Source organism: Microbacterium sp. NPDC055521 (assembly GCF_053619695.1).
Genome location: NZ_JBSHJX010000003.1, coordinates 304,551 through 319,867 on the forward strand (window position 1 = coordinate 304,551; position 15,317 = coordinate 319,867).

14 protein-coding genes are annotated in these 15,317 nt (G+C 69.4%); 8 read left to right on the top strand and 6 right to left on the bottom strand.

All coding sequences use genetic code 11. The features are described from left to right. The first annotated feature begins 5 nt into the window (after positions 1-5). Entirely contained in the window at positions 6-1,574 is a 1,569-nt protein-coding gene (locus ACWGSM_RS04990; protein WP_452321850.1) for a hypothetical protein, read from the top strand. 292 nt (positions 1,575-1,866) lie between these two features. Here ACWGSM_RS04990 and ACWGSM_RS04995 read toward each other — a convergent pair whose 3' ends face one another. Genes ACWGSM_RS04995 through ACWGSM_RS05005 form a run of 3 tightly spaced genes read right to left on the bottom strand, consistent with a single transcriptional unit; the run spans position 1,867 to position 5,728 of the window. Further along, positions 1,867-3,330: a helix-turn-helix domain-containing protein gene (locus ACWGSM_RS04995; protein ID WP_452321851.1), complete on the bottom strand. Its 1,464-nt coding sequence runs from the start codon at positions 3,328-3,330 to the stop codon at positions 1,867-1,869. After that, positions 3,327-4,409: a DUF917 domain-containing protein gene (locus ACWGSM_RS05000; protein WP_452321852.1), complete on the bottom strand. Its 1,083-nt coding sequence runs from the start codon at positions 4,407-4,409 to the stop codon at positions 3,327-3,329. Before ACWGSM_RS05000 ends, ACWGSM_RS04995 begins: the two co-directional genes overlap by 4 nt. Further along, positions 4,400-5,728 carry a hypothetical protein gene (locus tag ACWGSM_RS05005; protein ID WP_452321853.1) on the bottom strand — a complete coding sequence of 443 codons (1,329 nt, stop codon included), beginning with the start codon at positions 5,726-5,728 and terminating at the stop codon, positions 4,400-4,402. The genes ACWGSM_RS05000 and ACWGSM_RS05005 overlap by 10 nt, the downstream gene beginning before the upstream one ends. Positions 5,729-6,020: 292 nt before the next feature. Between ACWGSM_RS05005 and ACWGSM_RS05010 the strand changes: the two genes are divergently transcribed. The 4 genes from ACWGSM_RS05010 to ACWGSM_RS05025 all read left to right on the top strand — a co-directional run bounded on the left by ACWGSM_RS05010 (position 6,021) and on the right by ACWGSM_RS05025 (position 9,011). Beyond that, on the top strand, positions 6,021-6,800 hold the full coding sequence (locus tag ACWGSM_RS05010) for an aspartate/glutamate racemase family protein (RefSeq protein WP_452321854.1): 780 nt from the start codon (positions 6,021-6,023) through the stop codon (positions 6,798-6,800). After that, positions 6,797-7,801, top strand: a complete 1,005-nt coding sequence (locus tag ACWGSM_RS05015) for a sugar ABC transporter substrate-binding protein (protein WP_452321855.1) — start codon at positions 6,797-6,799, stop codon at positions 7,799-7,801. Before ACWGSM_RS05010 ends, ACWGSM_RS05015 begins: the two co-directional genes overlap by 4 nt. Before the next feature lie 149 nt (positions 7,802-7,950). Then, positions 7,951-8,619, top strand: a complete 669-nt coding sequence (locus tag ACWGSM_RS05020) for an acyl-CoA synthetase (RefSeq protein WP_452321856.1) — start codon at positions 7,951-7,953, stop codon at positions 8,617-8,619. After that, a complete protein-coding gene (locus ACWGSM_RS05025) occupies positions 8,616-9,011 on the top strand; it encodes a hypothetical protein (RefSeq protein ID WP_452321857.1) in 396 nt (131 codons plus the stop codon). The genes ACWGSM_RS05020 and ACWGSM_RS05025 overlap by 4 nt, the downstream gene beginning before the upstream one ends. Positions 9,012-9,017: 6 nt before the next feature. Here ACWGSM_RS05025 and ACWGSM_RS05030 read toward each other — a convergent pair whose 3' ends face one another. Then, entirely contained in the window at positions 9,018-10,103 is a 1,086-nt protein-coding gene (locus ACWGSM_RS05030; RefSeq protein WP_452321858.1) for a PQQ-dependent sugar dehydrogenase, read from the bottom strand. A gap of 102 nt (positions 10,104-10,205) precedes the next feature. On the opposite strand from ACWGSM_RS05030, the gene ACWGSM_RS05035 reads away from it, so the two are divergent. Then, positions 10,206-11,630 (top strand): MFS transporter, encoded by a 1,425-nt coding sequence (locus tag ACWGSM_RS05035; RefSeq protein ID WP_452321859.1) that lies wholly within the window; start codon positions 10,206-10,208, stop codon positions 11,628-11,630. Positions 11,631-11,713: 83 nt separating this feature from the next. On the opposite strand, the gene purB is transcribed toward ACWGSM_RS05035, so the two are convergent. Together purB and ACWGSM_RS05045 are read right to left on the bottom strand one after the other, a co-directional pair. Further along, entirely contained in the window at positions 11,714-13,087 is a 1,374-nt protein-coding gene (gene purB / locus ACWGSM_RS05040; protein WP_452321886.1) for an adenylosuccinate lyase, read from the bottom strand. A gap of 37 nt (positions 13,088-13,124) precedes the next feature. Next, entirely contained in the window at positions 13,125-13,637 is a 513-nt protein-coding gene (locus tag ACWGSM_RS05045; RefSeq protein WP_452321860.1) for a low molecular weight protein-tyrosine-phosphatase, read from the bottom strand. A gap of 113 nt (positions 13,638-13,750) precedes the next feature. Between ACWGSM_RS05045 and ACWGSM_RS05050 the strand changes: the two genes are divergently transcribed. Beyond that, positions 13,751-14,011 carry a hypothetical protein gene (locus tag ACWGSM_RS05050; protein ID WP_452321861.1) on the top strand — a complete coding sequence of 87 codons (261 nt, stop codon included), beginning with the start codon at positions 13,751-13,753 and terminating at the stop codon, positions 14,009-14,011. Further along, on the top strand, positions 14,008-15,312 hold the full coding sequence (locus ACWGSM_RS05055; RefSeq protein WP_452321862.1) for a hypothetical protein: 1,305 nt from the start codon (positions 14,008-14,010) through the stop codon (positions 15,310-15,312). Before ACWGSM_RS05050 ends, ACWGSM_RS05055 begins: the two co-directional genes overlap by 4 nt. Positions 15,313-15,317 lie beyond the last annotated feature (5 nt).

A 15,317-nucleotide genomic window follows, 5' to 3' on the forward strand; every position in this document is an offset into this window, starting at 1 on the left:
TCGGCATGCGCGTCTTCGTGATCGTGCTCAGCATCATGCTGGCCGCGATGGTGTTCCTGTATTTCGCGACGACCGGCCGTATCGCCGCCGGTGCCGCCGAGCTTGCCGACGGATCGTCGGCCGCGCACGACGGCTCGACGCAGCTGGCGACCGGGGCGAGCACGCTCGCCGACGGCGCCGGTGAGCTTGCGGACGGCACGTCAGCCCTCGCGCAGGGGGCGACGGACGCGGATGCCGGCGCGACAAAGCTCAGCGAAGGAGCCGCGAGCGCCGCGACCGGCGCGCAGACCCTTGCCGACGGAGCCACCTCGCTGAGCGCCGGTGCCTCGAGCGCCGCGGTCGGAGCCGCCAAGCTCGACGCCGGCGCCTCGTCGGCTTACGGCGGTGCTCTCAAGCTCTCCGGCGGCGCGAGCAGCGCCTACGCCGGTGCCCAGAAGCTGGCGGGCGGTGCACAGGAACTGACATCGAAGTCCGCGGAGCTCGCGACGGGCGCGGCCGACGTGATGAACGGTGCCAGAACGCTGACCGCGGGCGCGAGCGAACTCGTTGCCGGAACCGCGGGCGCTCACACGATCGCGGGCGAGGTGCTCGGCGGGGCGAAGACGCTGAGCACCGAGCTCTCTAAAGGAGTGACAGGGGAGGTGACCGCGCTCGCGGACCCCGCGACGCTGACGGCGCTCACCGGCCTCGCGACCTCGGCGTCCGACAACTCCAAGACGCTCGCCGAGAAGCTCAAGGCGCTCTCGGACGCCAGTCCCGACGACGCCAACCTGAAGGCGCTCGCCGGCCTCGCGGTCGGTGTCAACCAGCAGGTGACCGCGATGTCGGGTCCGACCGTTGCGGCTCCCAAGCTCGCGAAGGGTCTGACCGACGCATCCGCTGGGGCCACCAGGGTCCTCGGCGGGGCGAACCTCCTGGTGAACGGCGGAGAGGTCACCCGCGATGGAACCACGATCCTGTGGCCGGGCACCGGCACTGTCGCGAAGGGCGCGTCTGAGCTGAAGGCCGGTGGAGACCGGCTCGTCGCCGGCACGTCCGCCGTCGCGTCCGGTGCCTCCCGGCTGTCGGCCGGCGCCGGAACACTCTCCGCGGGCGCAGGCGATCTGCGTGACGGCACGGGCAAGCTCTCGACCGGGGCGAACGATCTGACCACCGGACTCGGCACCCTGTCATCCGGGGCCGGCCAGCTGAACGTCGGCGCGCAGAACCTCAGCGCCGGAGCCGCCAAGCTCGACGCCGGTGCGGGAGACCTCGCCGCGGGAACGTCGACGCTCAGCACCGGGGCATCCGACCTCAGCGCCGGCGTCAGCAAGCTCTCCGACGGCGCCGCCGCGGTCGATGAGGGTACCGCGAAGCTGGCCGCGGGTGGTGGCGAGCTGTCCGGTGGAGCCGGAGACCTCCGCGACGGAAACGGCAAGCTTGCTGCGGGCTCCGTGCAGCTGGCCTCGGCCACCGCCGCCGCCGCCCCGTCGACGCTACCCTGGATGCTCGGGCTGGGACTCGTCGGGCTCATCGCCATCGGCTTCTGGGTCGGTCACCGCATCAGCCACCGTCGCACGGTCGCGGCCGGGTAGCGACCCGGGCCGGCCTCCACGGGCCGCGGCCGGAAGACGCTCATCCATGATGCGTCCGACGGCCGCGGCCCGTTCGCCTGCGCGATGGCCGCTCTAGGACGCCCCGCGCCGCGCTGCGGGGTCGATTGTGTACGGTTTTCCGCCGCGAAGCCGTACGAAACTGACCTCGGATGCCCGGAGCCCGGCCACGAAGTGCGGCCGGCGCTACTCGGCTTGAAGAGCCGCCAGGCTGGACACCCGTGGCTGCAGTTCGTCCAGCAGGATGATCGCGGCGAGCTGACGCTTCTCGGGATCAGCGAGTGCTCGCCGCCAAGAGCAGGTGGATGGAGAGAACTCGCCGCGGATCGCTCAGCGGCAGTCCGAGCCCCTGCGCCCGCCGCAACCGCTGTTGCAGCGTGTTCCGATGAAGTCCCAGCGCGGCCGCCGCCCCGGACACCGAACCCTGATGCGCGAGATACGCGGTGACGCTCGCGGTCAGCTGTGCGGCATCCGGCTCGGCGACGAAGCGGGGGTACGCGAGACCCAGCAACTGCTCGGCGAGCGAGGGTGGCAACAAGCGGGGTACGAGCTCGTCGTCGATGGCGTCGAACTCAAGAAACGGGCGCGTCGCGCTGGCAACCCGGGCCGTCAGCCACGCCTCGTGCACGCTGGCCGGAGCTTCCAGGCCACCTTCGTGCCTTCGGGAGGCTCCTACCCGGACTCCGAGGCGGTGCAGTGGCGCGAAGCCGGAGAGCGCGTGCATGGTCTCCGCGCCGTCGAGGGCGTCAGCGGACGCCGGTACGAATGCGAACCAGCCCTCGGTGAAGCGTGTGAGCGGGATCTCGCCGAACTCCGAGAGCCAAGCCTCGTGCACGGCGCTGGAGAGACGGGACGCATCATCTGAGAGCACGCAGACTCCGCGGTATTCGCCCTGGATCGGCCACGCCTGGTTCTCTACGGCGACTACCTCGGGGCCGTCGATCGTCGCCATGGGCGCCGCCCCCGTGAGCGCCGTCGCCGACAGGAGGGGGAGGGATGCGCGGATCGCGGCGAGGCGCGACTCGGCCAGCAGCGCCTTGACGGTGGGCGCGATGGCGCGCAAGAGCTGAGCGGCCGCATCGACCTGCGAGTGGTGCACCGTGGCCGTCAGCAGATCGCCGGTGGAGCCGGACGGGTCCACGGCCACGCGTACGCGATGGGATCCGGTGCCGGGCGCCGCGCCGTGGCCGGCGACGGGAGCCTCAGCCGCAGGGGAAGCGGCATGGAGTCCGCTCTCTGTCTCGACTCGCACGGCCGCGCCGGCCAGCTCGTCCGAAGTCAGGCGGAGCACGTCGTCGAGGCGGGGCTGGCGCGAGACGCGGTCGACGAATGCCTGGATCCTCGTGATGGCGCCTGCGCGTGACAAGCCGATCTGCTCGGCGAGCTCCAGCGCGAGCGGAACGATCTCGCTGCTGGTGCTCAGCAGGCTGATGCCGAGTCGTCTGGCGAGCTCGACGGCCCCACTCGTGGATGCTTGTGCCGGTACGACCAACGCGCACGCCCGTCGTTCCCATGCGTAGCGCAGCGCGGTCGAGATCGTCCAGCCGCCATGCGCGACCTCGGGCGTGAGGAGGATGACGGTGTCCGGCCCCACTGAGGCGATGCCATCGATGTCACTCACCACGACGAGGTCGCGCACCTGGTCGAGAGACGGGACGACATGCAGGAAGGTGAGGTCGGACGATTCGCGCTGCGCGACCAGCTCGGCGAGGCTCGGCGAGACAGCAGGTGGCGTCATGCTCGCCTCCCCTCGCGCCGCGAGACGGAGATGTCATGTGCCTCGGGGCCGACCAGCTGCAGGCCTTCCGGCGTGTACCAGCGGGCTGCACCGGGGAGGATCACGATGTCGAGCGTGTTCCCCACCCACAGATCTTCGAGGCTGGCGACACTCGCGGTGAGGGGGTCGAGCAGGGTGATGATGTCGGGCATCGCCCCTTCCACCACGCCGTCCACGAGCACCATGAGGAGCTCGTTCTGGATCTCGAGCTGCACGATCTTCCCCTGCTCCTCCTCGATGAGCACGACGCTCGAAGGGCGGTCCGGCTGGCTGGGAGAGGACGGGCGGGACAATCCCGCGACGTCGCTGACACGGGCGTGGATGATGCGAGAGACCCCCTCGTACCGTCGGAGCTGGTCGTATTTGCTGCTCGTCTCGTCGTCTGAGTCGAGTATTCTCCCGATGCGGAGCAGACGAGAGATGCTGCCCAGCAGGCCGTGCTGACGCAACTCCGAGGCGCGCATGGGATAGAGAGCCGTCGCGCTCCATCCGCCGAACTCCGAGGCGAGCGAGCGCACCAGCCGTTCGACTCGTAGCGGGTCTGTCACGTCCAGAACTGCGGACTCGCCCACGGGCCCCGTCGCCGCCACCGGTCCGGCAGGCAGGCCCGCGAGGGTGAACACCGACTGGTGCAGCAGCGGGAAGACGCGGCCTTGCGGGTCGGCGTCGATCACGGGCACGTCCACCTGCATCGCGGTGAGGACCGGCACGAGGGCGTTCACGTTCGCCCCCGCGAGCGGGATGATGCCATCTGCACGTTGCCCCAGTTCTCGCTCGAGCAGCCGCAGGCTGCGCACGAACTCGTCGCCTGCCGGGCGCAGATCGGAGAGCGGCAGGCCGTTGTTCACGAAGCCGAGGGTGACCACCAGCGCGTCGTCTTCGAGATCTCGGACGTCACGGAGCTCAGCCGCCGCGTCGTGAGTGCGCATGTACCCGAGAGCGCGTTCGGTCTGCTCCGTGCACCAGAGTGGGTCTACGGCGCATGCGAGGAAGAGGGCTCCCTTGCGGATGTGCTGCAGGTCTTCGGCACTCAGTCGCATCGTGATCCCCCTCCCTGGGCGACGGCGTGGTCGCCGACGACGTGCGGCCGCGGAGAGTCGCGGGCGATCCCTCTCACCCGCACGGCGGCGACGTTCGCGGTCTCGTACGCGGTGGTCTCGACCCGAGACTCCACGATCCTGGTCTGAGACGGCGGAGCTCCTGCATCGATCAGACGAGCCGTCACTCGGGCCTCGCCGAGAGCCAGCTCTCTCGTCATCTCCTCGGGGTTGGCGATACGGATGAACCGATTGATCCACTCCGTGTGGAAGGTGCAGGCGGCGCCGAGTGCGCGCAGGTCGTACGCTACCCGCGACAGCGGTCCGGGAAGGGGTCCCGAAAGCTCGGCGTCCGCTTGCACGACCATCGCGAGAGGGCGTCGAGCGTTGAAGGGCGACCTGAGAAGGCCGGCTATGGTCGCAGGGTCCACAGGGTGGGTGTTCGCGGACTGTGTGGCGAGCCGACCGACGCGCGTACTGGCGGCGAACGGCGTCACCGCCGGTACCCCGTTGAGCATCTCGCCCGAGAGTAAGGCGCCGTCACGGCTGTAGATCAGCTGGCCGTCGGCGACACCCACGACTGCCGCCGCCCCGACGAGCTCGGCTGCTCGCCCCGACAAGAGCGAGTGCACGGGAGTGACTGCGAGCCGGGAGAGAGGCGCCCGGCCGCCGTCGTTCGTGGCCACGTAGAGCCTCGCACGTGGAACGGCCTCGCCGGCCACGAGAGCGAGTGTCGTGCCCAGGGCCTCCGCCTGCGGCAGCAGCGCCTGGTTCACCAGCGCTGTGCGCTCCCGAGTCGCGAAGGAACTGCTGTGAAACGAGCGAGAGCTCTCGACCTTGACGGTGAGGGGATAGCTGGAGAGCAGCTGCTCAGCCCGGACCTCATGCTGTGGATGTGCCAGTGACCCGACGCTCGTGATCACATAGCGTGTGGGTCCATCCCGGGACGCGGCCAGTGCTGCGAGGGATTCGAGATCGAGTCTCGCGAGCTCTTCTCCCAACGCATTGTGCCCGCCCCGTACATGCACGACATCCGCGCCCTCGAATGATCGCAGATCGGTGGCCAGCTCATGCTCCGCGTCGATCGGAGGCCGCGGCGCGATGCGGACGACGGTGATGGACGGCGGAGGGTTCGTGCTCAGGGCCGCGCTCACGTCGAACACCACGGTGTCGGGTGAGCCGGCCTGTGGATCGCCTCCTCGCAGGAGCCTCGGGAACAGGCGGGTCAGCGCGCGTGAGTAGTCGAACTCCCGCACGGGCTCGCGCTCCTCGTGCACTTGTCCGTGCTGCACCCGCACGCCGACGATCGTCGTGGGCGACACGGAGACACCGAAGAGCATCGGTTCTCACCTCCTTTGGTTCGTCCGAGCGCTGCCTCTGCGGTGAAGGCATGCATTGCTTCCACCATGATGCACGCAGTCCTGGAGGGGAAATGTGCAAAGCGCCGCTTTTGTGATGTTGCAGACGGATAGATTTCGCGTATCAGCCCGCTCGAGTGCGGGACTGGGACACGAAGAGGTGCACCAGGAATGGCTGGATCACCTCACCGACGCCGCATCGCCCCGACGCTCCCCGAGCGCTCAGGCGGGCGAGTGAGAAGAACGGAGAACAGCTGTGACGAAGATCTTGTGGATCAATCCGCTGGGAAGCGACGAGTTCGATTTGCCCATCGCCGATGCGCTCGCCATTGAGTCAGACGCGCGCATCGACGTCGCCTCGTTGAGCGAGGGTCCGAGGAACCTGGACTACAACTCCTCGGCAGCGGTCGTTGCGAAGGAGACACTGGGCGTGATCCGATGGGCCGAGGAGGAGTCCTACGACGCGGCGATCATCGGGTGCTTCTACGACCCCTACCTGCGCGCTGCTCGCGAGATCACAACAAACCTGGTGGTCGCTGCGCCCGCGGAGTCTTCGCTGCGACTCGCCTCGACACTGGGAGAGAGCTACTCCGTGCTGGTGGGCAGCCGGAAGAACGTCCCCGAGATGCACGAGAACGTGGTGCGCTACGGCCACGAGAACAAGCTTGCCTCATTCCGGGTCCTCGGCATCGGCGTGAACGGCTACCAGGGCGATCTGGAGACCACCGCGCGCCGCATGTTCGAGGAAGCCAGGGCAGCGGTGGAAGAGGATCGCGCCGACGCGATCGTGCTCGGATGCACCGCACAGTTCGGCCTGTACCGAGAGCTGCAGGAGGAGTTGCAGGTGCCGGTCATCGATTCCGCCGTCGCCGCCCTGCGCTACGTCGAGTTCCTCGTGGACGCGAGGGACCGGAACGGGTGGCGGGTGAGCAAAGCCAGCGGTTTCGAGGCGCCGCCGAGCGAGGACCTCCAGCAGTGGATTCCTCCGGTGCGACCAGAACGGCTGATGGTGAGAAGCGAATGGAGAGAGCTGTGAAGAAGACGATGATGTTCCTGGCCGCTGCGTCAGCGGGTGCGCTGGTGCTCACCGGATGCGCCGACACCGGGGCGGGGAGTCGAAAGGGCACCGGCACGAGTGTCGCGGTGCTTCTCGCGTCGACTCAGAATGCGTACAACCAGGCGGTTCTCGCAGGTGTCGAGGAGGTTGCGAAGGACGCCGGAGTCGAACTGAAGGTCCTGGACGGGCAGTTCGATTCGAACGTTCAGCTGTCCCAGCTGGAGAACCTCCAGGCGAGTCAGTTCGACGGCGTGGTCGTGTTGCCCAACGACGGCGTGAGCCTCGCGTCCGCGTTTCCTCTCGTGGAGAACCTGCCGGTCGTGACGGTGACGAACCCCATCGGCCCCGACATCGTCTCCATGGAGCCGCAGGTCGAGGGCGTGATCTCCACAGTCGGCATCTCGCCCGATCTGATCGGCCAGACCCAGGCCGAGGACGTCGTCGAGTACTGTGCGGATCGCGACCCCTGCAAGGTCGTGCAGGTGGTCGGCTTCACGACGGCTCCGCTCGACGTCGCCATCCTCGCGGCATACGAGCGAGTTCTCGGCAAGCATGACAACATCGATGTCGTCGGAACCGTAGAGGGGGAGTACGACCGAGACAAGGCGCTGACGGCGGTGACGAACGTGCTGCAGGCGAACCCCGATATCGACGTCTTCCTCTCGAACACCGACCAGCAGACGTCCGGTATCGTCGTGGCACTCGAAGCGGCAGGCGTCGACCCGTCGGAGCGATACGTGACCGGGACCGGAGGTACGACCGAGGCGATCGACGGGATCCGCGCGGGAACCTGGAAGAGCACCTATGCTGCGTTTCCGGTTCAGCGGGGGGCAACAGCACTGACCCAGCTTCTCCGCCACCTCGCGGGCGAGAGTGTCGAGGAGTCCGTGAACGCGGACGAGCTCGGCAGCGTCCCAGCCTGGATCACCGCCGATGTGCTGGCGCGGAACGAGGACTTCCAGAGCGACTGGAACGGCTAGAGGCCGGCGGGCACGGCAGCGCGCGGTGACGCGCGTGCGGGGACGGCGGATCCGCTCGTCTGCGCGGGAACGCGGTGCGGCGCTTGCCGTCGAGGCGGCGCAAAGGCTGCGCGACGTAGACTGGTCGGGTCACCGATCTGAGGACTGTCATGCCCGCCGCTTCCCGCTCGCGCACCGCGCGTCCCGCTACGGGGCGCCCGTTCACCGTGCGCACCGTGCAGCTCGCGCGTGCCGTGATGGCGGCCGTCGCCGCCCTCATGATCACGTTCTCTCCCGATCACTCCGCCGCCGTCGGCCTGTCGGTGTTCGGCGGGTTCGCGATCGTCACCTCTCTCGTGCTGATCGTCGCCGCGATCGTCGTGCACCGTGCGGGCCAGCGCTGGCCGTCGGTGCTGATGGGCACGATCACCCTCGTTCTCGGCATGGCCGCGAGCATCCCGACCTGGCGCACCGACGCGCTGTTCTTCGTGCTCGTGATCACGTGGGCGGCGCTGACGGGTCTCGTCGAGCTGATCTCGGCCATCCGGACACGGGGCCAGGACGGCTCTCGCGACGCCATGACCGTCGGCGCGCTGGGACTTCTGCTCGCGGCGCTGCTGCTGCTCGTCCCCGCCGGATTCGTGCAGAACTACGCCGTCGAAGGACACGCGATGTCGCTCACCGGCATCATCATCGGCGTGGGACTGTTCGGCGGGTACGCCGCGATCGTCGCGGTGTTCCTCGGGATCGCCGGACTCGCCCCCGCCGCGAAGAGCACCACGACCGGTGAGAAGACTGCCGGGGCCGACCGCCTGGCCGACCACGGAGGAGAGGCATGACCGACAACAAGCCGACGCGCAAGGAGATCCTGCGCCCGCTGCACCTCGTGGGCATCGCCCTCGCCGCCGGCGTCTTCGCGACCGTGGTGACCCTGGTCTCGACCGGGGCCTTCACCGAGCGCGTGAACCTCTCCATCGCCAAGGGCACCTACGAGGGTCTCACCCCCGTCGGCCTGGGTCTCGTCGTCGGCGGCGCCTCGTTCATCGTCACCCTGCTCGGGCTCGCCATGCTCATGCTCGCGATCGACCCGGCCGACGTGACCAAGACCATCGATCGCCCCGTGCTCTTCGACGCCGACCCGTCGTCGCCCGACGCCGGTCGCAGCTCGACCGGCGAGCCGAAGAGCGGTGAGCGTCCGGATGCCGGCGACGGGCCGGCCGCGGCATCCTGACCCGCCTCACCCCTCCGGCAGCGTGAGCTGCAGCAGCCGATCGTCGTCCCGCCCCGGCGATCCCCGACCGTCGGTGTTGTTCGTCAGCACCCAGAAGGTGTCGCCGGGACCGGCGACGACGTCGCGGAGCCGGCCGAACTCGCCCGTGTACACCGGCCAGGGTTCGATGCTCGGTGTCGTCGTGTCGTACAGCCAGAGCCGCTCACCGCGCAGACCGGCGACGTATACGACGTCATCGATCACGGCGATGCCGCTGGGGCTCGCTTCGTCGGGCGCCCACACGGCGACCGGTTCGATCGCGTCATCGGCGCGCGCGAACCCCTCGTGGTCGGGCCAGCCGTAATCGCCGCCCGCCTCGATGCGGTTCAGCTCGTCCCACGTGTCCTGCCCGAACTCGCTCGCCCACAGCGTGCCGTCGTCACCCCACGCGAGCCCCTGCACGTTGCGGTGGCCGAGGCTGTACACCGCGGTGCCGAACGGGTTGCCGGACGCCTGCTCGCCCTCCGGCGTCACCCGCAGGATCTTCCCGCCGAGGAAGTCCCGATCCCGAGCACGATCGCGCTGCCCCGCGTCGCCGGTGGCGATGTACAGCATCCCGTCCGGCCCGAAGGCGATCCGTCCGCCGTCGTGATTCGATGCCCGCGGGATGCCGGCGACCACCACCTCGGCCGCGTCGACGTCGAGCGTCAGCGAGCCGGGCTCGCCGGTCAGCGGCATCCGTACGACCCGGTTGTCGTCCGCCGCACCGTGATAGGCGTACAGCCAGCGCGTCTCGCCATCGACGAGCAGCGCGAGGCCGTGCAGGCCCGACTCTCCACCCGAGACGACGCCGGGCACGACGCCCGCCTCGCGCAGGTCTCCGGATGCCGTCAGCTCGAGCACCTCGCCGCCGTCGCGCTGCGAGATCAGCGCCCCGCCGCCGTCGAGGCGCACCACCGACCAAGGCGCGGCCAGCCCCGACGCGAGGGTGACCGGTTCGGTGTTCGCCGTGTCGGTCGGGTCGACCGCGGGCGGCGTCGGGATGCCGGGGGCCGAGCACCCCGCAAGAACGAGAGCGCCGAGCACCAGCCCCGGTGGGACGCGTCGTCTCATCGGCCGCTCCTCTCACGTGTGTGCCCTCCAGCATCCGTCACTTCGCGCCGTCGATCCACCCTCACCGGGAATACTTCCGGCGGGTGCCGCCTTGGCCCTGTCATGACCGTCTCCGTCGATCGCGCCTCTGTCGGCCTGCGATCGGAGCGCGGCCCCGTGCTCGGCGCGCTCATGCTCGCCACCGGACTCATCGCGATCGACACGACGATCCTCGCCACGGCCGTCCCGACGATCGTTCGGGATCTCGGCGACTATCAGCTGTTCCCGTGGCTGTTCTCGGTCTACCTCCTCGCCCAGGCGGTGAGCGTGCCGATCTACTCGCGCTTCGCCGACACGATCGGCCGCAAGCCGATCATCCTGATCGGCATCGGGCTGTTCCTCGTGGGCTCCGTGCTCTGCGGGTTCGCGTGGAGCATGCTCACGCTCATCCTGTTCCGCGTCGTGCAGGGCCTCGGCGCGGGCGCCGTCGGCCCGATGGCCATGACGATCGTGGGCGACATCTACACGGTCGCCGAGCGAGCCAAGGTGCAGGGCTACATGGCGAGTGTCTGGGCGATCTCGTCGGTCGTCGGCCCGTCACTCGGCGGGATCTTCGCTCAGCTGGATGCGTGGCGGTGGATCTTCTTCGTCAACGTCCCGCTGTGTCTGCTGGCGGCATGGATGCTGGTGACGAGGTATCACGAGCAGGTGGAGCGGAAGCAGCACCGCATCGACTACCTCGGCGCCGTTCTGCTCACCCTCGGACTGACAGGGATCATCCTCGGGCTGCTCGAGGGAGACAGCGCGTGGGCCTGGCTGTCGTGGCAGAGTGCCGTCTGCTTCGTGGGAGGCGCGCTGCTGCTCGCCGTCTTCGCGTTCGTCGAGAAGCGGGCGGCGGAGCCGATCATCGACTTCGCCCTCATCACTCGGCGCCTCATCCTCACCTGCACCGCCGTCGCCTTCGGGGTCGGTGCGCTCACGATCGGCGTGACGAGCTTCGGTCCCGCCTACCTCGAAGGCGCAGGCGGGGCCATCCCGCTCGTCTCCGGGTTGGCAGTCGCGGCGTTGAGCATGGGCTGGCCACTCGCGGCATCCCTCGTCGGCCGGCTGTACCTGCGCATCGGCTTCCGCCGCACGGTGCTGATCGGCATGTCGATCACGACCATCGCAGCCGCCGGTCTGGTGCTGATCGCACCGTGGCCGAACCCGCTGCTGTTCGCCGCCGTCGCCTTCGTGCTGGGATTCGGCCTGGGGTGGACCGCCGCGCCGACTTTGATCGGCGCACAGGCGGCGGTCGGCTGGGGAGAGCGCGGTGCTGTCACGGGAATGAACGGCTTCGCCCGATCGGCGGGGAGCGCGGTCGGCGTGGCCGTGCTGGGCGCCATCTCGAACTCGCTGCTCGACGCCGGCAGGGGAGCAGGCGACCCCGCCACCGTCGTCTGGGCGTCGACGTGGGTGTTCGTCGGCGCCGCCGTGTTCGCCGCGCTGACCCTGCTCGCCGCGGTGCTCATGCCGCGAGACGACGTGCCGGACCCGGACGCGGTCTGACAGACGCTCACCCGTTGCCACGCCGGCGGAGGGGCGACGTCTCTTTCCGGGCGGCCGAGCAATGGTTGCCCGGCCAGCCATCCTCAGCGCGCCAGGCGCTCGGCGATGCCGGTGTACGTCGCGGGCGTCAGGGCGAGCAGGCGCTGCTTCGCGGCATCCCCGATCTCGAGCTTCTCGACGAACTCGGCGAGCTCCGCAGCTCCCACGCGGTGCCCGCGGGTGAGCTCCTTGAGCAGCGCGTACGGGTCGCTGATGCTCGAGCGTCCTGCGACGACCTCCGCGCGGATCACGGTCTGGATCGCCTCGGCGAGCACCTCCCAGTTGTGGTCGAGGTCGTCGAGCAGCACGTCGCGGCGCAGCGAGATGGCGTTCAGACCGCGGCGCAGGTTGTCGAGCGCGAGCAGCGAGTGCCCGAACGCGACGCCGATGTTGCGCTGCGTGGTCGAGTCGGTGAGGTCGCGCTGCAGGCGCGAGGTGACCAGCGTCTGCGAGAGCGAGTTCAGCAGTGCGCCGGCGATCTCGAGGTTCGCCTCGGCGTTCTCGAACCGGATCGGGTTGATCTTGTGCGGCATCGTCGACGAGCCGGTCGCTCCCGCCACCGGGATCTGCGCGAAGTAGCCGAGCGAGATGTACGTCCAGATGTCGGTCGCGAGGTTGTGCAGGATGCCGCCGGCGTGACGCACCCGGTCGTACAGCTCGACCTGCCAGTCGTGCGACTCGATCTGCGTGGTGAGCAGGTTGAACCCGAGGCCCATGGCCTCGATGTACTCGCGGGCGATGGTCGGCCAGTCGGCATCCGGATCGGCCGACAGGTGCGCAGACCAGGTGCCGGTCGCGCCCGAGAACTTCGCGAGGTAGTCGGATGCCGCGATCTGACCGCGCACGCGCTCGAGGCGCCACGCGAAGACGGCGAGCTCTTTGCCCATGGTCGAGGGCGTCGCGGGCTGTCCGTGGGTGCGCGAGAGCATGGCCGCGTCGGCGTGCTCGACGGCCAGCTCGCGCAGCTTCGCGATCACCAGATCGAGAGCGGGCAGCCAGACCTCCTCCACCGCACGCTTCACGGTGAGGGCGTACGAGGCCGAGTTGATGTCCTCGCTGGTGCAGGCGAAGTGCGTGAGCTCGGCGATGGCATCCAGGCCCAGGGCCTGGAGCCGGTCGCGCACCAGGTACTCGATGGCCTTCACGTCGTGCTGGGTGACGGCCTCCTTCTCGGCCAGCCAGTCGATCTCCGCCTGCCCGAAGTCACGGTACAGCGCACGCAGGCGCTGCTTGTCGGCATCCGTCAGCGGCGTCGTCTCGAACAGTGACCGATCGGTGAGGGCGATCAGCCATTCCACCTCGACCTCGACGCGGGCACGGTTCAGGCCCGCCTCCGAGAGGTAGTCGGCGAGCCCTGCGACGGCGGCCTGGTAGCGGCCGTCGAGGGGGCTGAGCGGCTGGGTCGGGAGCGAGGGCAGAGAAGTCAGGGCAGGTCCTCCTGCTCAGGGTCCCGCGTCACGCGAGACGGCGATGGGATGCCCGCACAGCCGGTTCGAGCTGGGCGAAGAGGCCGCGGGTGGCGGTCTCAATCATACCGAGCACCGAATCGAACATCGCGGGGCCGGCGTAGTACGGATCGGGCACATCCATGCTCGACGCGTGCGGGTCGAAGGCGCGCAGCAGGGTGACCTTGCCCTCGTCGTCTTCGTTGCGCGCCCATGCCCGCAGGATGCGCTCGTGGGTGCGATCGAGGGCGACGATCAGATCGTTCTCCGAGAAGGACGCTGCGCTGAACTGCCTCGCGCGGTGCGTCGCGCCGTCGAGTCCACGCCTGCTCAGCGCGTCGAGGGTGCGGACGTCGGCGCGCTCGCCGACATGCCAGTCGCCCGTGCCGGCGCTGCGCGAGACGACGCGCGCGCCTAGTCCGTTCTGCACGGAGAGCGCACGAAGTACCACCTCGGCCATCGGGGAGCGACAGATGTTGCCTGTGCAGACGAAGATGACGCGGAAGGGATCCGGGTCGGTCATCACACCATTGTGCCCGCAACCACCTCCGTCCCCAATCGCGGATCTGCTCGACTTGTGCACAGCTGCCGGGATTCCGACGAGGCCGCGCACGCGGGGCACCGCACCCTGGAGGCATGCTCACGATCACCCCTCCCGTCGCATCGTCCGCCGACGAGATCGCCGCGCTCCTGGACGGTGTGCGCCTGCTCGACGATGCGCTCGACACTCTCACGCAGGTGCGCATCGAGCTGGCGCGGCTGATCGCCGACTCGCACTGGCGGGCGGAGGCCATCGAGATCCTGCGCGCCTCGCTCATCGAGCGGCGTAGCGCGGTCGCGGCGATCTGCGCCGATGTCGTGGCGCAGCGCGATGACTGCCTGCGGGTGATCGCATGAGCGGCGACGTGCAGATCACCGGTGGGGGAGCGATCGCCGTCGAACCGGAGCAGATGCGGACGGTGTCCGATCGGATGGCTGCGGTGGCCGCACGGCTGACGGATGCCGGAGAGAGCCTCCGCCGCGCGCACCGGTCGCTCGCGACGACGGGGAACGCTGCGGCGCGCATGGATCTGTCGGCGCTCGGGGGGACTGCGCAGAGACTGGCGGAGGAGGGTGAGGCTCTCGCGTCGGATGCCGCCGGCACGGCGATCATGGCGGATGCCTTCGAACTGGCGGATCTGCGCGCCGAACAGGAGATGCTCTCGCTCAGGCGCCCCGCCGCCGCAGGGCGCCTGCAGACGCGCATCGATGCGCTGCTCGCGTCGAACGACCAGCTGGACGCCATGGCACTGACCCTCACTTCACGGTGGCAGAGATCGTCCACCACCGGTCTCTTCGACCAGTCGCTGGATTCGATCGCGTGGGGCGCTGTGCGCATGCACGCCGCGGTGCCCGCATGGATGCTCGCCGCGATGCTGCGCGACGGTACGAGAGCGGCCGGCACGATCTCGAGTGGCACGCCCATCACGGGCGGCGCACCGCCGGTCGCTGTCAGGCAGGTGTCGACGTCGTCCGTCGTCGGCTCAGCTGTGACGCTCACGCAGCTGGTCACGCGCCTGCCTGGCGGCAGCGCGCAGGTGGCTGTCGAGAAGCGCACCCATGCCGACGGGGCGGTCTCGTTCGTCGCGTACATCGACGGCACGCGCCGCATGACCAGCGGCGGCTCCGAACCGTGGGACATGGGCTCGAACTGGGACATCTACGTCGACCGCGAGCAGAGCGCGGCGTACGCGGCGACGGTCGAGGCGCTCCAGCTGGCGGGGGCGGAGAAGGGAGCGCGGGTCGACCTGGTCGGATACTCGCAGGGCGCAGCGATCGCGGGGGCTGTGGCGATGAGCGGCCGCTACGAGACGCCCCGGGTGATGATCGTCGGCAGCCCGACCGTGCCATCACTGAAGGCGGATCAGACCCTCATCCGCGTCTTCCACACCGATGATCCCGTCGGCGCCGGCCTGACTGCGGGGGGACCGGCATACGCGACCGGATCGCCGGAGAGCATCACCGTCTCTCGCGAGTACGCGACGAAGAACGAGCTCAGCTCGGTGCCATCGCATTTCCGCGACGCCTACGACGAGACGATCGCCCAGGCCGACACCTCAGGCGATGCGCGCGTGAGGAGCCTGCACGAGAGTCTGCGTGCGGAGGCCGACGACATCGTCTCGGTGGAGCGCATGGAGTTCCAGGCGACCCGGCCGTGATCCCG